At 71.6% G+C, this 21632-nt stretch carries 21 protein-coding genes; 8 read left to right on the plus strand and 13 right to left on the minus strand.

What is annotated here, in order from left to right; genetic code table 11:
• Positions 1 to 173 precede the first annotated feature (173 nt).
• The 5 genes from ACLV7J_RS14865 to ACLV7J_RS14885 form a co-directional block, all read right to left on the minus strand.
• Positions 174 to 992 (minus strand): inositol monophosphatase family protein, encoded by an 819-nt coding sequence (locus ACLV7J_RS14865; RefSeq protein WP_411869844.1) that lies wholly within the window; start codon positions 990 to 992, stop codon positions 174 to 176.
• The gene (locus tag ACLV7J_RS14870) at positions 989 to 2293 is read right to left on the minus strand and encodes a BCD family MFS transporter (RefSeq protein WP_411869845.1); all 1305 of its coding nucleotides are present in this window, start codon (positions 2291 to 2293) and stop codon (positions 989 to 991) included. Before ACLV7J_RS14870 ends, ACLV7J_RS14865 begins: the two co-directional genes overlap by 4 nt.
• Positions 2294 to 2429: 136 nt before the next feature.
• Positions 2430 to 4163: a TolC family protein gene (locus tag ACLV7J_RS14875; protein ID WP_411869846.1), complete on the minus strand. Its 1734-nt coding sequence runs from the start codon at positions 4161 to 4163 to the stop codon at positions 2430 to 2432.
• Between the two features lie 103 nt (positions 4164 to 4266).
• On the minus strand, positions 4267 to 5658 hold the full coding sequence (locus ACLV7J_RS14880) for a TIGR03279 family radical SAM protein (RefSeq protein ID WP_411869847.1): 1392 nt from the start codon (positions 5656 to 5658) through the stop codon (positions 4267 to 4269).
• 26 nt (positions 5659 to 5684) lie between these two features.
• A complete protein-coding gene (locus ACLV7J_RS14885; RefSeq protein WP_411869848.1) occupies positions 5685 to 6557 on the minus strand; it encodes an undecaprenyl-diphosphate phosphatase in 873 nt (290 codons plus the stop codon).
• Positions 6558 to 6688: 131 nt separating this feature from the next.
• On the opposite strand from ACLV7J_RS14885, the gene ACLV7J_RS14890 reads away from it, so the two are divergent.
• From ACLV7J_RS14890 to nadB, 3 genes are all read left to right on the plus strand, one after another.
• Positions 6689 to 7489, plus strand: coding sequence for a DUF3120 domain-containing protein (locus ACLV7J_RS14890; protein ID WP_411869882.1), 801 nt, complete (start codon positions 6689 to 6691; stop codon positions 7487 to 7489).
• Between the two features lie 162 nt (positions 7490 to 7651).
• Positions 7652 to 8029, plus strand: coding sequence for a photosystem II complex extrinsic protein PsbU (gene psbU, locus ACLV7J_RS14895; protein ID WP_411869849.1), 378 nt, complete (start codon positions 7652 to 7654; stop codon positions 8027 to 8029).
• 135 nt (positions 8030 to 8164) lie between these two features.
• Positions 8165 to 9859, plus strand: coding sequence for an L-aspartate oxidase (gene nadB, locus ACLV7J_RS14900; protein ID WP_411869850.1), 1695 nt, complete (start codon positions 8165 to 8167; stop codon positions 9857 to 9859).
• A gap of 39 nt (positions 9860 to 9898) precedes the next feature.
• Here the strand turns inward: nadB and ACLV7J_RS14905 are convergent, their stop codons facing one another.
• Together ACLV7J_RS14905 and ACLV7J_RS14910 are read right to left on the minus strand one after the other, a co-directional pair.
• Positions 9899 to 10840: a vitamin K epoxide reductase family protein gene (locus ACLV7J_RS14905; protein ID WP_411869851.1), complete on the minus strand. Its 942-nt coding sequence runs from the start codon at positions 10838 to 10840 to the stop codon at positions 9899 to 9901.
• Positions 10841 to 10849: 9 nt separating this feature from the next.
• Positions 10850 to 11743 (minus strand): BtpA/SgcQ family protein, encoded by an 894-nt coding sequence (locus ACLV7J_RS14910; protein ID WP_411869852.1) that lies wholly within the window; start codon positions 11741 to 11743, stop codon positions 10850 to 10852.
• A gap of 175 nt (positions 11744 to 11918) precedes the next feature.
• Here ACLV7J_RS14910 and rimO point away from each other — a divergent pair, with 175 nt between their 5' ends.
• Complete coding sequence (gene rimO / locus ACLV7J_RS14915; RefSeq protein WP_411869853.1) at positions 11919 to 13373, plus strand: 30S ribosomal protein S12 methylthiotransferase RimO; 1455 nt, start codon at positions 11919 to 11921, stop codon at positions 13371 to 13373.
• A gap of 119 nt (positions 13374 to 13492) precedes the next feature.
• Positions 13493 to 14719 carry an MFS transporter gene (locus tag ACLV7J_RS14920; RefSeq protein WP_411869883.1) on the plus strand — a complete coding sequence of 409 codons (1227 nt, stop codon included), beginning with the start codon at positions 13493 to 13495 and terminating at the stop codon, positions 14717 to 14719.
• A gap of 31 nt (positions 14720 to 14750) precedes the next feature.
• On the opposite strand, the gene ACLV7J_RS14925 is transcribed toward ACLV7J_RS14920, so the two are convergent.
• Positions 14751 to 14843: a cytochrome b6-f complex subunit 6 gene (locus ACLV7J_RS14925; protein WP_255127507.1), complete on the minus strand. Its 93-nt coding sequence runs from the start codon at positions 14841 to 14843 to the stop codon at positions 14751 to 14753.
• 155 nt (positions 14844 to 14998) lie between these two features.
• Here ACLV7J_RS14925 and ACLV7J_RS14930 point away from each other — a divergent pair, with 155 nt between their 5' ends.
• Complete coding sequence (locus tag ACLV7J_RS14930; RefSeq protein WP_411869854.1) at positions 14999 to 16609, plus strand: B12-binding domain-containing radical SAM protein; 1611 nt, start codon at positions 14999 to 15001, stop codon at positions 16607 to 16609.
• 18 nt (positions 16610 to 16627) lie between these two features.
• Here ACLV7J_RS14930 and ACLV7J_RS14935 read toward each other — a convergent pair whose 3' ends face one another.
• Both ACLV7J_RS14935 and ACLV7J_RS14940 read right to left on the minus strand, forming a co-directional pair.
• Positions 16628 to 17026, minus strand: coding sequence for a DUF4346 domain-containing protein (locus ACLV7J_RS14935; protein WP_411869855.1), 399 nt, complete (start codon positions 17024 to 17026; stop codon positions 16628 to 16630).
• 9 nt (positions 17027 to 17035) lie between these two features.
• Positions 17036 to 18229 carry a GNAT family N-acetyltransferase gene (locus ACLV7J_RS14940; RefSeq protein WP_411869856.1) on the minus strand — a complete coding sequence of 398 codons (1194 nt, stop codon included), beginning with the start codon at positions 18227 to 18229 and terminating at the stop codon, positions 17036 to 17038.
• A gap of 162 nt (positions 18230 to 18391) precedes the next feature.
• Between ACLV7J_RS14940 and ACLV7J_RS14945 the strand changes: the two genes are divergently transcribed.
• Positions 18392 to 18826 (plus strand): hypothetical protein, encoded by a 435-nt coding sequence (locus ACLV7J_RS14945; protein WP_411869857.1) that lies wholly within the window; start codon positions 18392 to 18394, stop codon positions 18824 to 18826.
• Between the two features lie 42 nt (positions 18827 to 18868).
• Here ACLV7J_RS14945 and ACLV7J_RS14950 read toward each other — a convergent pair whose 3' ends face one another.
• Complete coding sequence (locus tag ACLV7J_RS14950; RefSeq protein WP_411869858.1) at positions 18869 to 19501, minus strand: dihydrofolate reductase family protein; 633 nt, start codon at positions 19499 to 19501, stop codon at positions 18869 to 18871.
• 88 nt (positions 19502 to 19589) lie between these two features.
• Positions 19590 to 20540, minus strand: coding sequence for a 6-pyruvoyl trahydropterin synthase family protein (locus ACLV7J_RS14955; RefSeq protein ID WP_411869884.1), 951 nt, complete (start codon positions 20538 to 20540; stop codon positions 19590 to 19592).
• Between the two features lie 62 nt (positions 20541 to 20602).
• Between ACLV7J_RS14955 and ACLV7J_RS14960 the strand changes: the two genes are divergently transcribed.
• The gene (locus ACLV7J_RS14960; RefSeq protein ID WP_411869859.1) at positions 20603 to 21307 is read left to right on the plus strand and encodes a shikimate kinase; all 705 of its coding nucleotides are present in this window, start codon (positions 20603 to 20605) and stop codon (positions 21305 to 21307) included.
• Here the strand turns inward: ACLV7J_RS14960 and ACLV7J_RS14965 are convergent.
• Entirely contained in the window at positions 21300 to 21581 is a 282-nt protein-coding gene (locus tag ACLV7J_RS14965; RefSeq protein ID WP_411869860.1) for a chlororespiratory reduction protein 7, read from the minus strand. The two genes, ACLV7J_RS14960 and ACLV7J_RS14965, sit on opposite strands and share 8 nt — an antisense overlap.
• Positions 21582 to 21632: the final 51 nt, after the last annotated feature.

The following is a 21632-nucleotide window of genomic DNA, read 5'->3' on the forward strand; positions in this document are numbered from 1 at the left end:
GACCGCCTCTTGAACTTACAACACCGGTGGCTCGCGCCTCCTTCGTCGTAAGTCACCTCAGATTTCCGCTCGGGTTCCCCCGGTGGCTCCTTGGCGCCGCACGCTCGCCTCTCGGCTCCCGCGCAGTCCAAAACCATAACACCCCACTCCCCGATCCTGCAAACGGGGTGGGGTCAGGTGGGCAGATCCCCTGCCACCAGGGCCTCGGCCCAGGGCAGGAAGGTGCTGAGGGTCGCGTCGTTGCGGGCCGCCAGCACGGGGTAATCGGCCCGGGCAAGGTCGTCGCCGGGCACGAGCCGGGCCGGATCCTGCAGCAGCCAGCGCAGCGGACACTGCAACTCCGTGAGCACCAGCCAGGCCGCCGCCAGATCCCAGATCTTGGGGGTGGCCTCCAGGGCCGCGACGGTCTGGCCCATGGCCACGCTCACCAGGTTCAGACTCGCCACCCCCAGCAGGCGGATCTTGCCGGGGAAGCGTCGGTTGGGCAGCTTCTGCAACACACCGATCGAACGGCTGCAGAGCGAGGCGCAGCCGGCCACCTGGGTCCGGGCCGAGGGGGGCGCCAGCGGTTTGTGGTTGCGCCAGGCGCCAGCGCCCCGCACCGCCACGATGCGCTGACGCAACGGAGGCACATCCAGCACCGCCAGCACCGGCACCCCCGCCTCAAAGCGGGCGATCGAGATGGCCCAGTAGGGGATGCCGGCGGCGAAGTTGGTGGTGCCATCGAGGGGATCCACCACCCAGAAGGCCGAACTGCGGGGCACGGACTGGTTTCCCTCCTCGCTCAGCACCCCCTCACCGGGGAACAGCTCCGCCAGACCCGCCACCAGCGTGGCGTCGCTCCAGCGGTCGCAGGCGGTAATCAGGCTGCCATCGGGCTTGGCCTCGGAATCCAGCTGGCCGAAATCCTGGCGTTGGCGGTCGGCCACCCGATCCAGCAGCGCTTCGAGGGGGGCCAGGTCAGCGGGAAAGGCAGAGGTGGAGACCGTCATCCGAGTTCCGCGACCAGGACACGCTGCAGGCTCTGGCCGGTGTCGGCCCGGAACTGGCGCAGGTTGATCCGCTCCAGCAGCACCAGGGCCGCCAGGGCGATGGCCACCTCGATCAGCAGCACTGCGGCAAAGGGCAGAAACACGCCATCCCCCGGCTGGAGCCAACGGGCCAGATCAAGCAGTCCGCCCCCCACCAGCTTGCCCAGGGCCCGCGAGATGGCCTGGGCCAGACCCCAGACGCCCACGAAGGTGCCGGCGGCCTCGGGCAAGGTGAGATCGAGCATCAGACACAGGGTGCTGTTGGTGCCGATGCCGGAGGCGATGCCGAACAGCAGCATCACCAGCTGCAGGAGCGGCACCCTGGCCGTGAGGCCCACCAGCACCAGCAGCAGCAGGGTGGCCAGGATCAGCTGGCAGCCGAGCCGGGCACTGGCGAACTTGCCGAGCCGGGGCACGATCCAGAATCCCGCCAGCAGCAGCCCAGCCAGGGTGCCGATGCCCCAGGTGGCGCTGAGGGATGCCGTGGCGGCAATCGGCATGCCGAACACCTCGGCGCCGTAGCTCTCCAGGATCGGATCCTGCAGGAACAGGGCCAGGGTGAACAGCAGCAGGAAGGCGAAGAACACGAGCACCTGACGGCTGGAGGTGATCAGTCGCCAGGCCTGGGGGAGGGTGAGGGCATCCTCGCGGTCGGCGCTGCGGCTGCGGTCGGCCGCGGGCGGTTCCATGCCCTGGGTGGCCACCAGCGTGAGGGCGAACACCACGGCCCCCACCTTGGCCATGAATCCGAGCAACGTCGGCTGCAGCAGGGCCGGATCGGTGACGCCATCGAGGCCCTTGAGGCTGACGGCGGTGGCGATCGCCCCGACCACGATGCCGACCGTGAGCATGCACCAGATCAGACCAACGGCGCGGGGGCGCTCCTGCTCATCGGTGAGGTCGATCACCAGGGCCAGGTAGGGGGTGCTGGCCAGGGAAATCGCCAGGCCATAGAGGGCAAACAGGCCGCAGAGGGCCACGATTCCCGCGGCAATGGCCGCGGAGCTGCCACTGGCCAAGGCCCCGTGCAGGGCAAAGATCACCGGAATCGACGCCACCGCCAGGCCTGAGAACAGGGCGGCGCCGAGGCGGATGTAGGGGACGCGATGGCGACCGGCGAAGGGGTGGGCATCGGAAATCTGCCCGAACAGCACCCGGGAGGGGGCCATGAACTGCTCGAAGGCCAAGGCCCCACCCACCAGCAGGCCGGGGAACTGCAGCTCGCTGAGCATCACCCGGTTGAGCATGCCCGCGAAGATCACCGCCAGGCAGCCCAGACAGGCCTGGAACAGACCGAGGCGCAGCAGGCGGGGGAGGGGGAGAGTCAGCTGGCCACCTTCAGCTGGGAGTGGAGGTTAGGACGAAAGCGCCGCGGATCAGCCGCTGTGGGGAGTCGGCTCAGCTGCCGGCCGGGGCCGGGGCACGGCGCAGGGTGGCCTGACAGGCAGGCTGCAGGGGCTCGGGCGGCACGGGCACATCGATGCCGGTGCTGGGCTTGACGGCTCCGAGATTCGGGGGCTGGCAGACGGCCACGGTGTCGAGGCCGGTGCGGCGGCGCAGCTCGGCCAGGCTGCTGTTGTACTGGGCGAGGGCCTGGGAGTAGCGCACCTCGGCGTTGGTGAGGTCGCGCTGGGTGTCGACCACCTCCCGCTGGGTGCTCACGCCGGCCTGGAAGCGCAGACGGGCCAGGCGCAGGGATTCCCGGGTGGAGATCACCTCGCGGGACGTGGTCTGGATGTCACGGTTGTTCTTGCCCAGTTCGGCGAAGCTGCGCTCCACCTCAAAGCGGACCGTGTCGCGCTGATCGGCGAAGCGGAAGGCGTTCTCCTGGGCCCGCTGCTTGAACTGGCGCGATTCGGCCGCTGCCCGGCCGCCGTCGAACAGCCGCCAGCTGAGGTTGAGGCCCACGGCGTTGCTGATCTGGTACTGGTAATCGCTCCAGCTGACGGTGTTGGTGCCCAGCGTGGCGCCACCAGCGAAGCGCTCGGCCGAGAAGTTGTTGAAGATGTTCAGGAACGGCTGAACCGCACCCAGGGCAGCGTTGGCCTGGCTGTTCGACACCGAGATGTCGAGGATGGCGTTGCTGAGTTCCTCACGGAAGGCATAGGCCGCGATGATGCTCTCCTGCAGCGATGGCGTCCAGACGCCCAGGGCCCGCAGGGGCTCCTTGGCCGTGGGGGTGATGTTCTGGGGCAGATCCAGGATCCGGGCCAGGTCGCGGCGGGCGACGGTCTGGTCCGCGATCGAGTTGGTGAGCAGCTGCTGGTCGCGGGCCAGCTGGGTCTCGGCCTCGAGCACCTCGAGCTTGGTGGCCACGCCGGCCTGGAAGCGGGCCCGCGCATCGCGCAGGCTGACCAGCGAAGCCCGCACCGACTCCTGACCGATCCGCACCCGGTCGTCGGCGAGCTGGAGCTGGAAGTAGGCCTGGGCCGCCTGCAGCCGAAGTTCCCGCAGACCGATCAGGTATTGGTTCTTGGCCTTCTCAAACTCATCGCGGGCCGCGGCGATCTGGGGCACCCGCTGGGGATTGATCAGGGCCCAGTTGATGCCCAGGGTGGCCTGGGCGCCTCCGAGCTTGGTGAAGGAGAGCCCGTCCTGGGAAAAGGAGCCGTCCGGCAGGGCGTTGTACGACTCAGCCTGGAACAGGCCCGGAGCGTTCTGGGCGTTGAGGGTGATGGTGGGGTACCAGGCCGAGATCTGGGCCCGCAGGTTGGACTTGGCCTGCTCCACCTGGCTGGCGATGGCCTTGAGGTTGGGGTTGTTCACCTCCGCCAGGTTCTCGACCTCCCGCAGATCCAGGGGCCGCAGCTCGCGGATCATCACCTGCTGCACCGTGGTGGGCAGGGCCAGGGTGGCGGGGGCCGCCAGGCGCTGCAGGGCCGGGTCCAGCCGCGTGGCGGCCGGGGTCAGCACCTTGGGGTTGGACTTGGGCCGGGAGCCCTTGACGCTAGGGGCCAGCGGCAGGATCTGCTGCTGGGGATCGAGGTTGGGGAAGGAATTGACGGGCGGGGGCGCCGCCACAGGCGCCTGGGCGGCAGCCGGGGCGGCCTGGATCGGAATCGCCGTGGTGCCAGGCGTGGTCTGGGCGACCTCCGCCTGTGCCGCAGGCTTGGCCACGGGCTCAGCCCGCACGGATGTGACCGGCAGGGGAGCGAGGCAGGCCCCCGTGAGTGCCAGCCATGCCTTCCAGGAACGTCCCACCGCCTACTGACCCGGATTACTCGTTGGGCAGAGCTTAGTGAGTGGATCCCGAATCAGCCAGGCATCCAGCCACGACGTCATCTGCCCCATGCACCAGCCGGATCGGCACGGGCAGCTGCGCCGCCACGGCCTCCAGGGCCTGGTCGTCGAGGAACACCGGCTCGCCCTGGCGCAGGGTGACCGCCGGCAGCAGCAGTTCCTCCCCCAGGTCACGGCCGGCGAGGCCCTCCAGCAGATCGGCCCCGGTCAGCAGGCCTGTCACCACCTGGTCCTGCCCCCAGTAGGGGCTGGGCAGCCCATGCAGCAGCACCTCCAGACCGGCCACGGCGTTGAGCCGATCGACGGCCGGCTGCAGGGCCTCGGCCACCAGCTTGCCCACCACCCAGCTCACCCGCCGCGGCGCCGGCAGCGCGGCCGGCAGTTCGGCGGTGGCCTCCTCCATCGCCTCCAGGAAGGCACGGATGCTGCCAACGCCGTTGCCCTCCTGGGGCAGGTCCTCGTAGGCATCCCGCGGGGGCAGCGGCAGGCCCGCCATCAGATACCACTCATCCGACAGCCAGGCGAAGCGGCTGCCGAACTGGTCGCGGAAGCGCTGCTGCAGCGGCTCCACCTGGGCGATCACCCGCCGGGCACAGGCCCGATCCACCGGCTCCAGACCATCCCCTTCAGGGCGGAAGCGGGTGAGGCCCACCGGCACCACCGCCGCCGAGAGCACGGCGGGCCAGTCGGCGCCGGCGAAACCCGCCAGATCCAGCAGGGTGCGCTCCAGGGCCGGGCCGTCGTTGACGCCGGGGCAGACCACCACCTGGGCATGGATCTGCAGCTGCCGCTCGGCGAACCAGGCCAGCTGCTCCATCAACAGGGCCGCACGGGGATTCACCAGCAGGCGCGAGCGCAGCTCGGGATCCGTGGCGTGCACCGACACGAACAACGGAGAGAGGCGCTGCTCCTCGATGCGCCGCCAGTCGGCGGCGGTGAGGTTGGTGAGGGTCAGGTAGGAGCCGTAGAGAAAGCTGAGGCGGTAGTCGTCGTCCTTGAGGTAGAGGCTGCGGCGGTGGCCGGGCGGCTGCTGGTCGATGAAGCAGAAGGCGCAGGCGTTGTTGCACTGCTTCAGGCCATCGAACAGGGCCTCGCTGAAGCCCAGGCCCAGGCCCTCGTCGGCGTCCTTCTCCAGCTCCACCACGTGGATGGTGCCGTCGGGGTCCTGCACCTCCAGGGTGAGGTCCTCGGCCCCCACCAGAAACTGGAAGTCGATCAGGTCACGCGGGCGCACACCGTTGATGCTCAGCAGCCTGTCGCCGGGCTGGAAGCCGAGCTCCTCGGCGATGGATCCCGGCTCCACCAGCTCCACCAGCGCCGGCTGGGGCAGGCGCTGGTGATCGCCCAGATCGGCCAGGGCGATGCCCGCCGAGGGTTCATTCCACACAGGCGGCCTGGCTCTGCTCGCTGGCCTCAGTCTGCGACGCCGCTGTGCCGACCGGCCCAGAGCAGCAGCGACACACCGAACAGCAGGCGGTAGCCCACGAACCACCAGGTGCTGTGCTGCTGCAGGAAGCGCAGCAGCCAGGCGATGGCCAGCCACGACACCACCGCGGCCGTGACGATGCCCGCCACCAGGGGAATCACTCCTCCGGAGACGGGCTGGGCCACCGCATCCTTCAGCTCGATCAACCCGGCCAGGGTGATGGCGGGAATGCCCAGCAGGAACGAGAAGCGGGCGGCGTCGGAACGGCGCCAGCCGTCGAACAGCGAGGCCGTGAGGGTGCTGCCGGAGCGCGACACACCGGGCACCACCGCCAGGGCCTGGGCCAGGCCCACCAGCAGACCGTCCCGGACCCGGACCTCGGCGAGCAAGCGGCGACGGCGACCCAGCCGCTCGGCCAGGGCCAGCAGGAGGGCCATGGCGATCGACACCCAGCCGATCACCGGCAGGCTGCGCAGCACCGAGGCGTCGTAGTTGGGGATGAAGCGCTTGATGGCCAGGCCGGCCACCAGGATCGGCACGGTGCCCAGCAGGATCGCCAGGCCCAGGCGCGCCTCGGGCTCCTGCCAGTCGCGCTGGCGGAAGGCCTTCACCATGCCCTCCCAGACCTCCACCAGGTCACGGCGGAAGTAGGCGAGCACCGCCGCGATGCTGCCGAGCTGGATCACGGCCGTGACGGCGACGCCGGGATCGCCCCAGCCCAGCACCAGGGGCACCACCTTGAGATGGGCGGTGCTGCTGATCGGCAGAAATTCGGTGAGCCCCTGCACCACCCCCAGGACCACGTAGTGCCAGGTGGCCTCGACGACCCCGATGTCCTGCGGCGGGGCGATCGGAACCATGGGCGCGGGGTCAGGAGCTTGGCGCCGACCCTATGGCGGCGGCGCTCCCTTGACCAGCACGGGGAACACGCTGGGCCATCCCGCCGGGACCCGGACGACGCCCGCTGGACCCGCGGCGTCCCTTAAGGTTGATCATCTTTCTTCACAACCAGGTGATCGGGGTCCGGCCCAGCCTTGCCACCAGAACGCCGGCCCCGTCGCTGCCTGCCCCCCAGGTTCTGGCCCTGACGGCCGGGGGCCTGGGCCGGGTGACGCTGCAGCGCCGCGACGGCCTGGCGACCGCGGCGGCGCTGCTGGTGGCCCTGCCGGTGTTCCTGCAGGCCCCCTGGGTGCGGCTGCACCCCTTCAGCGCCGCCCTGGCCACCGTGCCCCTGCTGTTGCTGGGCGTGGCCCTGGAGTGGCTGGCGCTGCGGCGCCCCCGCAGCATCGGCTGGCCCGACGCAGGGCCGCTGCTGGTGGGGTTCAGCGGCAGCTGGCTGGGGGGCTGTCTGTTCTGGGGCTGGTTCCGCCTGCACCCCCTCTGGCACCTGCCGATCGAAGCCTTTGCCCTGCCCCTGGCCCTGGGGGGCCTGTGGACCAGGCGCTGGCGCCTGGCCGCCAGCTTCTACCTGGCCTCGCTGCTGGGCACGGCCTGCACCGATGGCGTCATGGCCCTCACCGGCGTGATGGGCCACTGGACCGCCGTGCTGGAGGCCGCACCGGCGGACGCCGCGCTGCGGCTGCAACAGGCGGCCCAGGGGGTCCTGGAACCCCTGCCCCTGGCGGCCGTGAGCCTGGCGGGCACGGCCCTGGCGGCCCTGTGCCGCCGCTACTGGTCCCACCCGGATCCGGCCTGGCGGCTCGCCGCCTCCGCCCTGGCCACCACCCTCGCCGTGGACGGCCTGTTTCTGGCCGCCGCCCTGTGGGCGCCTCACCTGAGCGGCCTGATCTGACGGGCGGACCTGAAGGACCGGTGGGAAGGCCCGAGCTCGGGTCTGATCTGAAGAACTGCAAAAGCCTGCCGGGCCCGGGGCAGCGGCGAGGCGGCCCACCTGTAGGTTGACAGCTCTGACTGCCCGGCAGTCGCATAGATCCCCGTTCAGACGGAGTTTTCGATGAAACGGCTGGTTTCCTGGCTCATGGGTGGCGTGCTGCTGGCCGGCCTGCTGCTCGGCCTGGTGATGCCCCCCAGCGTGCAGGCCGCCGAGCGCCGCAACGTGGCGGACGAGAAGCTCGCCGAGCGGGGCGACAAGGTGGACCTCAACAACTCCTCGGTGCGGCGCTTCAAGCAGTACCCCGGCTTCTATCCCACCCTGGCCGGCAAGATCGTGCTGGGCGGCCCCTACGAGAACGTCGACGACGTGCTCAAGCTCGACCTGACCGAGCGCCAGAAGGAGCTGTTCGAGAAGTACAAGTCCAACTTCACCGTCACCGCCCCCTCCATCGCCCTGAACGAGGGCTTCGACCGGATCAACGACGGTCAGTACCGCTGATCAGCCTCCGAGCCGGCGATTGGGCGGCCAGTCCCGGTCCCCTAATCTCGGTTCAGTGGTGAACGCCGTCGGGCCCTCCCGGCGGCTTTTTTGTTGGCTTCACGGCTGTTCCTGGCCGGCAGTGGTGAACGCGGAATGGCCGAGCTGGTGGACGTGGTGGTGGTGGGCGGCGGGGCCGCCGGCCTGATGGCCTGCCTGGAGCTGCCCGCGGGTCTGCGGGTGCTGCTGCTGAGCAAGGAGCGGGCGCCGCGCTCCGCCAGCCGCTGGGCCCAGGGCGGCATCGCCGCCGTGACCCGCCCGGAGGACAGCTTCGCCAGCCACATCGGCGACACCCTCAGGGCCGGGGCCGGCCTCTGCGATCCGGCCGCCGTGGAGCTGCTGGTGCGCCAGGCCCCGGCCTGCGTGGAGCGGCTGCTGCAGCTGGGCATGGACTTCGACCGGCACGACGGCGGCCTCAGCACCACCCTGGAGGCGGCCCACAGCCACCGGCGCGTGCTGCACGCCCAGGACCGCACCGGCGGTGCCCTGGTGGATGCCCTGGAACGGGAGGTGCTGCGCCGACCGGGGCTGGAGCGGCGCCTCGATGCGGTGGCCCTGCAGCTCTGGGTGGAGGACGGCCGCTGCTGCGGCCTGCAGGTGCTCGAGCAGGGCCGCATCCACTGGATCGGCGCCCGGGCGGTGGTGCTGGCCAGCGGCGGCGGCGGCCACCTGTTCGCCAACACCACCAATCCGGCCCTGGCCAGCGGCGACGGGGTGGCGATGGCCTGGCGGGCCGGCGCCGCCATCCGCGATCTGGAGTTCGTGCAGTTCCACCCCACGGCGCTGATGCTGCCGGGGGCCCCCCACTTCCTGATCTCCGAAGCGGTGCGCGGCGAGGGGGCGCGGCTGGTGGAACCGGATGGGGCCAGCCCGGTGGCCCAGCTGGCCGGCGGCGATCTGGCGCCGCGGGACGCCGTAAGCCGGGCCCTGGTGCGGCGCATGCGCGAACTGCGGCTGAGCCATGTGGGCCTGGACCTGAGGCCGGTGGGCCGGGCGCGGCTGGAGCAGCAGTTCCCCACGATCCTGGGGCGCTGCCGCGAGCTGGGCCTCGAACCGCTGGCGGCGCCGATCCCCGTGGCGCCGGCGGCCCACTACTGGATGGGCGGCATCCGCACCGACCTGGCCGCTGCCACCAGCCTGAGCGGGCTCTACGCCGTGGGGGAGGTGGCCAGCACCGGCGTGCACGGCGCCAACCGCCTGGCCAGCAACTCGCTGATGGAGTGTCTGGTGTTCGCCCGCCAGCTGCGGGAGATCAGCCTGGTGGCACCACCCAGGGCCGGATCGCCAGAGCCCCCGGCAGCGTCCGACGGCGCCAGGCCTGCAGCGGCGCTGACCAGCCCCGATCCCGAGGCGCTGCAGCGGCGCATCCAGCAGCTGCGCCAGCGCTGCTGGCAGGTGGCGGGGGTGGAACGACTCGCGGGTCCCCTCGCCGATGGCCTGCGCCAGATCCGCCACGAGCGGCGCACGGTGGAGGCCACCCCGGCGCTGCAGCACGTCCTGGCCAGCCCGCCGGAGGCGGAACTGAGCTTCGGGGAGGCAGCCCAGCGCTGGCTGATCCCCGCCCAGGAACTGCGTCAGCGCCTGGCGGTGACGGAGCTGCTGCTCGAGGCCGCCCTGTTCCGGCAGGAGAGCCGGGGCGGCCACTTCCGCGTGGATGCCCCGGCGGCCCAACCCTTCTGGCGGCGCCACAGCCTGCAGCAGCGGGGCCAGCGGATCCGCACGGAGGCCATCGGCCTCCGTGCGGCGATCATCAGCGATCCGATCAACGCGGAGCCGGTGCGGGCGGCCTGAGCCACCCACGCCGAGGCGTCCTCGCCATCAGGCCGAGGCTCAGAAGCCGCGGGGCCCCTTGTAACCACTCAGGTCGGCGAGCTTCTGCAGCGGCTTGACGCCGGAGTCGAGCTGCCCGTTGATCTCCCAGGTGGGGAAGCCCTCGATCTTCTTGGCGTCGCAGAGGGCCTTCTGGCTGTCGCGGCCGTCGGGGGCGCACTCGATCACCGTGAGCTTGGCGGTGGCCTGCTTGCCGAAGAGCTCCTTCTGCTCATGGCAGTGGGGGCACCAGTAGGCCGTGTACATGCGGGCGCCGCTGGCACTGAGGTGCTCGGCCAGGGCCAGCTTGGCGGGGCTGCTCTCGGCCACGACGGCCGGGGGCACCCCCTGGCCGAGGGAGGCATCCGGGCGGTTGGCCGAGGCCGCCCAGCCCAGGCTCACCACCCCCACCAGCAGGGCCGTGATCACGCCCCGGAACAGCAGCTGGCCCCGGTCCTCCCAATCAGCACCCACCAGGCTGAGCACAAACAGCGAGAGGCTCAGCAGAGCCGAGAGGATGCAGAAGGGGCAGCAGTCGCGGATGCCGAAGGCCATCACGCCCACCAGCACCGCACTGAACACCGCCATGGCGGTGCTGAGCAGGAACAGCCCCCACTGACTCGGCTGCGACAGCCGGCTCCGGAGGTCCCCCTGGAGCACCAGCGGCACCACCGCCAGCAGAAGCACCGAGCCGTAGGCCAGAAAGCCGAACAGGGAGAGAGGCTGGCCGAACAGGCTGCCCCAGGCGCTCGCCAGCACCTTCTCGCAGCCGTTGCAGCCGAAGAAGGCCTCCTTCTGGCAGCTGAGGGCGCCGAGTAGGCCCCAGGCCTTGAGGGTGATGGAGCCGGTGTCGATGGCGCCGATGGTGGCGAGCACGGCCATTGCCACCCGCACCCACTTGCGGCCGGGATCGCTGCGACGCCGGCTGCTGCCGAGGCGCTCGCTCAGGCGGGAGGAGGTCACGGGGGCCCTTCAGTCTTGGGGCGATTGTGGCAGCAGTCCCGGCAGCTGGTGCCGCAGGGCCCGCACCCGCTGCCCATCCACGGGACTGGCCAGCTGGCCATCGCGCTTGAGGGCGGACCCCACGATCAGGCCATCGCAGCGGCTGGCCAGGGCGGTGGCGGTCTCCAGGGTGGCGCCGCTGCCCACCAGCACGGGGACCCCTGCCGCCACCTGGGCCGCGGCACGCCGGGCCCGCTCCAGATCGGCCAGGGCAGTGGGCTGGCCCGTGCCGCTGCCGGACACGATCACGGCATCGGCGCCACCGCGCTCCAGGGTGTCGCGCACGGCCTCCTCCAACGGCAGCGGCGCCAGGGGCGCCCCGTGCTTCACCAGCACATCCGCCAGGATCGCGATGCGGTCGGCCCCACCGGTGCCAGGGCCGCGGCCATCGGCACCACCGCCATCACAGCCCAGCAGGCGGCGCCGGCGCAGCAGCTCGGCCGCCGGCCCCTGGATCAGCCCCTGGTCCGTCACCGTGGCACCGGTGAGCACGTTCACGCGGATGAAGCGGGCGCCGCTGGCCGCGGCGATGCCCAGGGCCGCCAGGGCGTCGTTGCGCAGCACATTGATCCCCACCGGGCGCTCCCCGGCCATCGCCACCACGGCCGAGGCGATGCGGGCCATCGCCGCCACCGTTTCCGGCGGCACGGCGCTGGCGAAGAAGGGGGCATCGCCGAAGTTCTCCACGATGAGGCCATCGGCGCCGCCGTCCAGGTAGGCCTGGGCGTCCGCCAGGGCCGCCCGCTCCACCGCGGCCAGGTCACCGGCCCAGCGGGGCGAGCCCGGCAGGGGCCACAGGTGCACCACCCCGATCAGGGGGCAGGCCTGGGGGAACAGCCGCTGCCAGTGGGAAGCGTCAGCCATGGCGGGAGGGAACGGGGTCGCGACACGTCTGGGTAGGGTGAAGGATTGGCCGGCGCGCGGCCAGCGATCAGCAGCAGCACCCGGTGGCCCCGCCCCAGCGCCCAGGCGAGCGGGCCAGCGCCCCCCGTGCCACCGCAGCCAGACCCCGGATAGCCCCACAGCCGCACCCGACGCCATGAGCCCGACCGCCAGCGACGCCGCCCCCCGCCACACCCCTGAGCCAGGCGACGCCGCTGAGCCGCGCAGGACAGAAGCGTCCCGCAAAACCGTGGCCTTCGCCCACCTGGGCTGCGAGAAGAACCGGGTGGACACCGAGCACATGCTCGGCCTGCTGGCCGAGGCCGGCTATGGGGTGAGCGCCGATGAATCCGACGCCACCGTGGTGGTGGTGAACACCTGCAGCTTCATCCAGGAGGCGCGCGAGGAGTCGGTGCGCACCCTGGTGGAGCTGGCGGAGCAGGGCAAGGAGCTGATCATCGCCGGCTGCCTGGCCCAGCACTTCCAGGAGGAGCTGCTGGAGAGCCTGCCCGAGGCCAGGGCGATCGTGGGCACCGGCGACTACCAGCACATCGTCAGCGTGCTGGAGCGGGTGGAGGCCGGTGAGCGGGTGAACCAGGTGAGTACCAACCCCACCTTCGTGGGCGATGAGCACCTGCCCCGCTACCGCACCACCAGTGAGGCAATCGCCTACCTGAAGGTGGCCGAGGGCTGCGACTACCGCTGCGCCTTCTGCATCATTCCCCACCTGCGCGGCGACCAGCGCTCCCGCCCGATCGAGTCGATCGTGGCCGAGGCGCAGCAGCTGGCGGCCCAGGGGGTGCAGGAGCTGGTGCTGATCAGCCAGATCACCACCAACTACGGCCTGGATGTCTACGGCAAGCCGCAGCTGGCGGAGCTGCTGCGGGCCCTGGGGGAGGTGGAGATCCCCTGGATCCGCGTGCATTACGCCTACCCCACCGGCCTCACGGAGCCGGTGCTGGCGGCCTACCGCGAGGTGGCCAACGTGCTGCCCTATCTGGATCTGCCCCTGCAGCACAGTCACCCGGAGGTGCTGCGGGCGATGAACCGCCCCTGGCAGGCCGAGGTGACCGGCGGCGTGCTGCGACGCATCCGCGAGCAACTGCCCGATGCGGTGCTGCGCACCACCTTCATCGTGGGCTTCCCCGGCGAAACCGAGGAGCAGTTCCAGCACCTGCTGGATTTCGTGGCCGAGCAGCAGTTCGACCACGTGGGCGTGTTCACCTTCTCGCCCGAGGAGGGCACCCCCGCCGCCGAACTGCCGGATCAGGTTCCGCCCGAGGTGGCCCAGGAGCGCAAGGACCGGCTGATGGCCCTGCAGCAGCCGATCGCCGCCGCGCGCAATGCCGCCTGGGTGGGCCGCATCGTGGATGTGCTGATCGAGCAGGAGAACCCGAGCACGGGCGAGATGCTGGGCCGCTGCGCCCGGTTCGCCCCCGAGGTGGATGGCGAGGTGCGGGTGCTCCCCGGCGAAGGGGGCCTGTGCGCGGCGCCGGGCACCATGGTGCCGGTGCGCATCACCGCCGCCGACACCTACGACCTGGTGGGTGAAGTGGTGGGGGCGAAGGCGATGGTGGGCGACGCCCTCGCCGCCCGCCAGGCAGGCGCTTGAGCCTGCCGAAGGCCCCCAGCCAGGCCCCTCGCGCCGACGAGACACCGAGCCGGTCCCCCGGGCGGTCTGCCGTCGCAGCGCCGCCCCCGCTCCTGGCCCTGCGCGCCCAGCTGGGACGCCTGCGCCGCCGGCTCACCCGCCATCAGCGCACCACCTTCCTGCTGGCCTCGGGCCTGAGCACCGCGGGATCGTTCGCCGGCCTCACCGCCAAGGGCTGGCTGCTGATGCACGGCAATGCCAACCCGCTGCTGCTGGCCCTGCACTTCGCCCTGCTCACCCTGCCCACCCTGGTGGTGAGCGGCCCGGCGGGCGTGCTCACCGACCGGCTCGGCAGCGAGCGGGTGCTGGTGCGGGCCCAGTGGGGCCTGTTCGTCGCCGCCGTGCTCGGCGCCATCGCCATCCCGATCAGCACGGGCAGCACCCAGGCCGCGCTGCTGCTGCTCAGCACCCTGGGCATCGGCACCGCCAGCGCCTACGAACTCACGGCCCGCAACAAGTACGTGGCCCTGCTGGTGGACACCCCGGAGCAGCTGGGGCCCTACCTCACCAGCTTCTCGGTGATCTTCAACGTGGGCAAGCTGGTGGGGCCGCCCCTGGGGGGTCTGCTGCTGGCGGCCACCGGGCCCACCCTGGCCTTGGCCCTGGATGCCGCCACCTACCTGCTGCCGATCAGCACGCTGCTGTGGCTGATGGCCCCGCACCGGGAGTGGGAGCAGCGCAGCCAGCGGGGGGCGGCCGCCAGCCTCACCACCGCCTGGCGCGAGTGCGGACCGGGGCTGCGCCACGTGCTGGTGTTCACGGCCGTGGCCTGCCTGGTGGGCTTCTTCCACCCGGGGCTGGCGCCGCTGATGGCCAGCCGCCTGCTGGGGCCGAGCCCCCAGGAGCTGGGGCTGTTCACCAGCGTGGTGGCGGCCGGCAGCATCAGTGGCGGCGTGCTGCTGCAGCGGCGGGCCAACCTCCTGGGCGAGCGGCCGGGTCTGCTACTCGGGCTAGCCACCCTGGTCACCGGCGGGGCGCAGGTGGGCCTGGCCCTGCCCTGGAGTCCCCTGTGGGGACTGGCGATGGCCTACCTGATCGGGGCCGGCACCGCCTGCCTGCTGGCGGGCACGAACCTATTGATCCAGGTGCACGCGCCCCAGAGACTGCGGGGCCGCATGGCGGGCCTGGGCCAGATCGCCTTCCTCGGCGGGGGCGGACTCAGTGGGCTGATGGCGGCGGGGCTGACCCTGCAGGCGGGCTTCAGCGCCTGCTTCGGGCTGCTGGGCAGCCTGGGCGTGGCCCTTGGGGCCTGGCAGCTCCTGCAGCGCCGCCGGCTCCAGCTGGAGCCCCGGTTCACGGCGGGCTGAGCTGGAGCCTGGGCTGCCGGGGCCAGTGGCCTCAGATCAGCTTGACGCCGCGCAGCACCAGGGAGATGGCGGCGGCGATGGCCAGACCACCACCCACCAGAGCCAGATAAATCGCGGCACCCATGGGCGGCCATCCCAAAACGTCGTGGCCATTACAGCAGAAAGGCCACCCGCCGCGGGGCACTCCACCTAGGGTGTTGCGCACTACCCACCGGTCCGCTCCCCGCGGGGCCAGGCCGAATTCTTCCGGTCCCACCGGGACGTCACCCCCCGATCGGTATGCGCACCCTCTTCGTCTACCCGGAGTTCCCGAAGACCTTCTGGAGCTACGAGAAGATCCTCGAGCTGGTGAACCGCAAGGTGCTGCTGCCGCCGCTCGGCCTGGTGACGGTGGCGGCGCTGCTACCCCAGCGCTGGGAGATGAAGCTGGTCGACCGCAACGTGCGGGAGGTGACCGAGGCGGAGTGGGCCTGGGCCGAGCTGGTGGTCATCTCCGGGATGATCGTGCAGAAGGCCGACATGGCCGTGCAGATCGGCAAGGCCAAGGCCCGGGGCCTGCCCGTGGCCGTGGGCGGCCCCTTCGCCAGCTCCACCCCCGACGCCCCCGAGCTGGCCCTGGCGGACTTCAAGATCCTCGACGAGGGAGAAATCACCCTGCCGCTGTTCATCGAGGCGATCGAGCGGGGCGAGCGCTCGGGCCGCTTCAGCGCCAACGGCGACAAGCCCGATGTGACCTCCACCCCGGTGCCGCGCTTCGACCTGCTGGAGCTCGACGCCTACGACTCGATGAGCGTGCAGTTCTCGCGGGGCTGCCCGTTCCAGTGCGAGTTCTGCGACATCATCGTGCTCTACGGCCGCAAGCCGCGCACCAAGACGCCGGAGCAGCTGATCGCCGAGCTCCAGACCCTCTACGACCTGGGCTGGCGCCGCTCCATCTTCCTGGTGGACGACAACTTCATCGGCAACAAGCGCAACGCCAAGCTGCTGCTGCCGGCCCTCAAGCAGTGGCAGATCGAGCACGGCTATCCCTTCAGCTTCGCCACCGAGGCCTCGGTGGACCTGGCCTCCGATGAGGAGATGATGCTGATGATGGCCGAGTCCCGCTTCGACTCGGTGTTCCTCGGCATCGAGACCCCCGATGAGGCCAGCCTCTCGATCGCCGGCAAGCACCAGAACACCCGCAGCTCCCTGGAGGAGTCCGTCGATCGGATCACCTCCTACGGCATCCGGGTGATGGCCGGTTTCATCATCGGCTTCGACGGAGAGAAGACCGGGGCCGGCGATCGCATCGTGACCTTCGTGAGCCGCACCGGCATTCCCGCCGCGATGATGGGCATGCTGCAGGCGCTGCCCAACACCGGCCTGTGGCACCGCCTGGAGAAGGAGGGTCGCCTGATCCAGGAGAAGGCCGACGCCAAGGGCGTGAACCAGACCAACCTGCTCAACTTCGTGCCCACCCGGCCGATCCGCGACATCGCCAACGAGTACGTGGATGCCTTCTGCCGGCTCTATGAGCCGAATGCCTACATCGACCGGGTCACGCACTACTACACGAAAGTGGGCATGCCCCGCTGGCAGAAGTACGTGCCGACGGTGGCCTTCGGCAAGGCCAGCCTGCCCTCCTGGACCGACGTGCGCGCCCTGCTGATCGTGATCTGGCGCCAGGGCGTGCTGCGCGACACCCGCTGGCGCTTCTGGCGCTCGATCCTCAAGATCGCCCGCTGCAACCCCGCCAACCTGGAGCAGTTCCTGGTGACGCTCGCCCACAACGAGCACTTCCAGGAATACCGCGGCGTGGTGACGCGCGAGATCGAGCAGCAGCTGGCCGCCCTGCCCCCCGAGCCGCCCACGGCCCCCGCCTCCGCCGATCGCGAGCTGCAGCCGGCCTGAGCGCGCTCCCCGAGGGGGTCAGTCCTGGATGTAGGGCTGGCCCTGCTCCAGGCAGAGCTCGGCCCGCTGGAATTCGCGGCCCAGGTAGAGGGCGTGGTCGAGGCAGCTGATGGGATGGGGACCGTCCCCTTCCGTCAGGGCGATCCCCAGTTCCTTGGCCGAGCGGGCGCGGTAGGTCGCCAGGGGCTGGCGCGGTCCGGCGCCGCGGCAGCTGATCACCTCGCCGGTCTCGGGGTCGGTGGCGAGGCCGCGCTCGTCGATGCCATTGCCGTAGTGCTCGGCGATCAGCTCACCGGCGGCGTGGTCGACCTTGATCAGGAAGTAGCCGGCGGCATCGAGGGCGATGAAGCGCTGGGAGAGGTGCGCATCCAGCGCACGGCGCTGCTCGATGCCGAAGCTGGCGGGGGTGGTGGCCATGGCCCGATGCTACGCAGCGGGATCGGCGGCATCCGCCAGGGGGGGCGGGGCCGCCGTGAAGGGCAGCTCGGCATTGATGGCCGCGATCTCCTCCAGCTCCTGGGCGTTGGCCTCCGGCAACCAGCGGCGCACGATGGCCTCGAAGCGGGGATGCTGCCAGCGGTGCAGGCTGGCGTGGGGCCGGGCCACGAAGCCGCGGCGGCGCTTGTGGCTGCCACCGGCGCCGGGATCGAACTGCTGGATGCCGCGCTGGATCGCCCAGTCGATCGGGGCGTAGTAGCAGACCTCGAAGTGCAGGTTCTCGATCTCCTCGTCGCTGCCCCAGTAGCGGCCCCACAGCTCCTGCTCGGTGTGGACACACAGCGACATCGCCACCGGATCGAGTGGATCACCGCGGTGGGCGCTGAACAGCACCAGGTGGGGACGCAGCTCGGCGGCGGCCTGGGCGAAGAACTCCTCGGTGAGGTACTTGCTGCCCCAGGGGCCCCAGCGCGCGCAGTGCTGCTCGTAGAAGCCGTGCATGCGCAGCAGCAGCGCCGGCGGAATCGCCTCGCCCACGATCGGCGTCACCGTGAGGCCGGCGGCGGCCACCGCCCGGCGCTCCCGCTTGATGTTGCGGCGCTGGTTGGCGTTGAAGCTGGCCAGGTAGTCGTCGAAGTGGCGGTAGCCGTGGTTGCTCCACAGGCTCTGCTGGTGCAGCCAGGTGGCGCAGCCGGCGGCCTCGGCCAGGGGCCGCCAGCTGGGGTCGACGTAGAGGAAATTGCAGCTGAGCAGGCGGTGCTCGGCGCAGAAGCCATCGATCAGCCGCAGCATCAGGGCCGTGAGGGCAGCCGGATCCTCCCCTGGGGCGATGTGGAAGCGGTAGCCCAGCACCGGGCTCAGGGGGCTCATGCCCAGCAGCTTGGGGTAGTAGCGCAGCCCCAGCTGGCCGGCGAGCTGGGCGAACGACTGGTCGAAGACGAATTCGCCGTAGCTGTGGCCCTTGAGATACAGCGGCGCCACGGCGACCAGGCTCTCGCCGCGCCAGAGGCCCAGGTGCACGGGCTGCCAGCCCTGGCGCGGCGCGATGCTGCCGGAGCGCTCCAGGGCGTTGAGCCAGCGCCAGGAGTAGAAGGGAAGCCCCGCTGCCGCCGTGAGGGCCTGCCATTGCGCCTCCGGAATCTCTGCCATCGACGCGTGCCAGCGGGCCTCAAGTTCAGCCATGGGCAGGCGACGAACCGCCGGACGGCGGAGCAACGGAACCGGCCCGCAACGCTAACCAGCTGGACCCCGATCACGCCGTCAGAAGGGCGACCGCAGGCCCGGCGGCTGCCGCGGCGCCGGCGGCCGGGCCGGCAACTGCCAGCACTGCTGCTGCTGGCGGCCGTGGCCCTGCTGACGGCCCCACCGGCCCGGGCCGACCTGCTGGCCCCCCTGCTCGGCCTGCTGCGCCCCCAGGTGGAGCGGCGCCTGGCGGAGCGCTGCGAGGACTGGCTCAGCGGTGGCGATCCCCAGCTCGCCGCCAGCCTGCGCCAGCCCTGTCGCCGCCTGGCGGGACCCACCAGCCGCTGCCTGGTGGACGAGACCTCCCGCAGCGGCCGCAGCCTCGGCGTGGCCAGCGAACTGCTGGCGGGTCGCGTCGGCAACGACGGCGAGGTGGTGGTGAAGCGCTGCCTGGCCCGCCTGGTGGGGCTGCCGCCGGACGCGCTGCAGGCGGTGCCCCTACGGGATCTGGAGCGGCGCTTCAGTGGCCGCCGGCCCCAGACGCCTGGCCCGGCGGAGCTGAACCCCGTGGATCCGGGCAGCCTGCTTCAGCCCTGAGGCCCCGCTCCAGGAGCGCAGAGTCCCCAGGAGCACCGCTGCTCAGGGCCGCCGCCGCCCGTAGCGCAGCAGCAGCTCGCCGTCGCCGAGGGGCCGCTGCTCCTGCAGCTCCCAGCCGCCGGCAGGCAGGGCCACCCCCTCCGGCAGCCAGCTGTGGGGACCGCCCAGCAGCAGCGGGCAGAGCGTGAGCTGCAGCTGCTCCACCAGATCCAGGGCCAGCAGCGCGCCGGCCAGCTCGGCACCCCCCAGCAGCACCAGCCGGTCCAGGCCAATGGCGCCGAGGGCTGCCAGGGCCTGGGGCCAGGTCTCCAGCGGCCAGCACTGCTCAAAGCCTGGCGGCCGGGGCGCCGCCCCCCCGGGGGCATCGGGCCGCAACAGGCCGCGGCGCAGGGGCTGGCGGAAGAAGGGCAGGTCCGGCTCCAGCTGGCCGCTGCGGCTCACCACGACGGCCATGGGCTGAAGGCTGCGTCCGGCGCGGCGGCGCTGCTCCAGCAGTTCGGGCCGGTGAATCAGGCAGGTGCTGCCGTGCAGGCGCAGGGTGCGGGCACCGATCAGGACGGCATCGGCCCAGGCCAGGGCCTCCTCCAGCACGCGGCGATCCCCAGCCCCGCCCAACTGGGCGGCGCCGCCGGCCGGAGGGGCCAGGCGGCCATCGAGGCTCACCGCCAGCACCAACCGGATCTGCGGCAGCGCAGTCTGCGGAAGCCCTGGGGCCGGGCCGGACCCGCCTGGGTCGGGCTGGGGTACGGCAGCCGGCAAGGGCTCAGCCGGCGGCCAGGGCCTCGAGGGCCAGGGGCCGCATGCCGAGCTGGGGCGATTCAGCGAACACCTCGGCCGCGTTGTTGGGGCTCTCCTGCAGGCGCACCTTGTGCAGGGCGGCGCCCGTGGCGGCGATCGGCCCCGACAGCAGATCGGCGATGTGCAGGGCGATGTTCTCGGCGGTGGGCACCGTCGTGGCGAAGTGGGCCACGTCCTTGTTGAGGAAGGTGTGGTCGAAGGGCTCCACCACCAGATCGTCCACCAGCTGCTGCAGGACCGCCAGATCGCACACCATGCCGGTGCGGGCATCGATCGGGCCGCGCACGGTCACATCCAGCAGGTAGTTGTGGCCGTGGCCATGGGGCCGGGCGCACTTGCCGTAGATGGCGTCGTTCTGTTCCGGGCTGAGCTCCGGCCGGGCCAGGCGGTGGGCGGCGGCGAAGTGGGTGCGGATCGTCAGGAAGGCTTCCATGGCATCGCCGATCACGTCGGCCCAGAGCTTGTCGGTTTCGTAGAGGCGCAGGCCCATCAGGGGCAGCTGCGGGGCCAGGCGCTTCCAGATGGCGTGCACCAGGCCCTCGGTGGTGGGCAGCATCCCCTCCGGCCGGGAGAGGTCGAACTCCGGCCAGACCTCATTGAGGAAGCGGAAATCGAGCTGGCCCGTCACCTCGGCGCGGATGGCGTGCTTCACCTCCGAGAGGTTGAGCACCATGCCGTCGGCGTCGAGGCCGCCGCCCATGGCCACGATCAGCTCGTAGTTGTGGCCGTGGCCGGGGGCAAGGGCGCAGGGCCCGAAGCGGGCCGCGTTCTGCTCCTCCGTGAGCTCCGGCAGCCGGTAGAGGTGGCTGGCGCTGAAGGTGGCGCGGCGGGTGATGACGCAGGGCCGGCCGCGGCCATGGGGATGGGCCGCGGCGGGGGCCTCGGGCGAGACGGGGGCCCCAGGGGGCGCCGCCATCACGGGCGGAGTCATGGCAGCGCAGGGCGTGAGGCAGCATCCTAGAAACGTCACCCACTGTCATGGCGGAGTCCTCCCCCGACGCCGGCGAGGCCGCGCAGGTTCAGTCCGCCCCAGCCACCCCCGCAGCGACCGCCCAGGCGCCCACGGAGCTGGCCTTGGAGCTGCGCCGGCGCCTCGAGGGGGTCAACCTCTATCTGGTGGGGATGATGGGCAGCGGCAAGAGTTCGGTGGGGCGCCCCCTGGCCGAGGCCCTCGGCTACCGCTTCCTCGATGCCGACACCAGCCTGGAGCAGGTGGCCGGCCGCTCGATTCCGGAGCTGTTCGCCGGCGAAGGGGAAGCGGGCTTCCGGGAGCTGGAGGCCGCCGTGCTCAACCAGATCGCGGCCTGGCATTCCCTGGTGGTGGCCACCGGCGGCGGCGTGGTGACACGCCCGCAGAACTGGGGCCAGCTGCGCCAGGGGGTGGTGATCTGGCTCGATGCTCCCGACGCCCTGCTGCTGCAGCGCCTGGCCGCCGATCCCACGCCGCGGCCGCTGATGCAGGCCGAGGATCCGGCCGGCCGGCTGGCGGAGCTGCTGGAGGAGCGCCGGCCCCTCTATGCCCAGGCCGATCTGCACATCGTCCAGGACGGCCGCCCGCCCGAGCAGGTGGCCTGGCAGCTGCTGGAGGCCCTGCCCGGGATCCTCAGGCAGCGCCCGGCTGGGCCTGCGGAGGCGGTGACGGTGCTCAACGCCGATGGGGCAGCGACCCCCTCGATCAACTGACGGAATCACCGCTGGCGCCGGGGGGCTCCAGCCGGATCGCGAACCACTGGACCACTTCACCGGGGGCCAGCTCCAGCTCGCAGGCGGTCTCCAGCAGGCGCTCGGCCCGGGCGCGGGAGCTGGGCAGGGCGGCCAGATCAGCGGGCAGGGGGTCGAGCCCATCCAGGCGGGCGACCAGCCAGTCCAGGGTCTCGGCGGCGCTCAGCAGCTGCTGGGGGCGGCCTGGCTCCAGCAGCACGTAGTGGTCGAGCTCGCGGATCAGGGGATCGGACATGCGGCGGACCTGGAGAGCTCCAGCCTGGCGGAACGGGCGCTGCCCCTGGGG

The sequence above is a fragment of the Vulcanococcus limneticus LL genome, assembly GCF_943369875.1.
GTDB classification, from domain to species: domain Bacteria; phylum Cyanobacteriota; class Cyanobacteriia; order PCC-6307; family Cyanobiaceae; genus Vulcanococcus; species Vulcanococcus limneticus_A.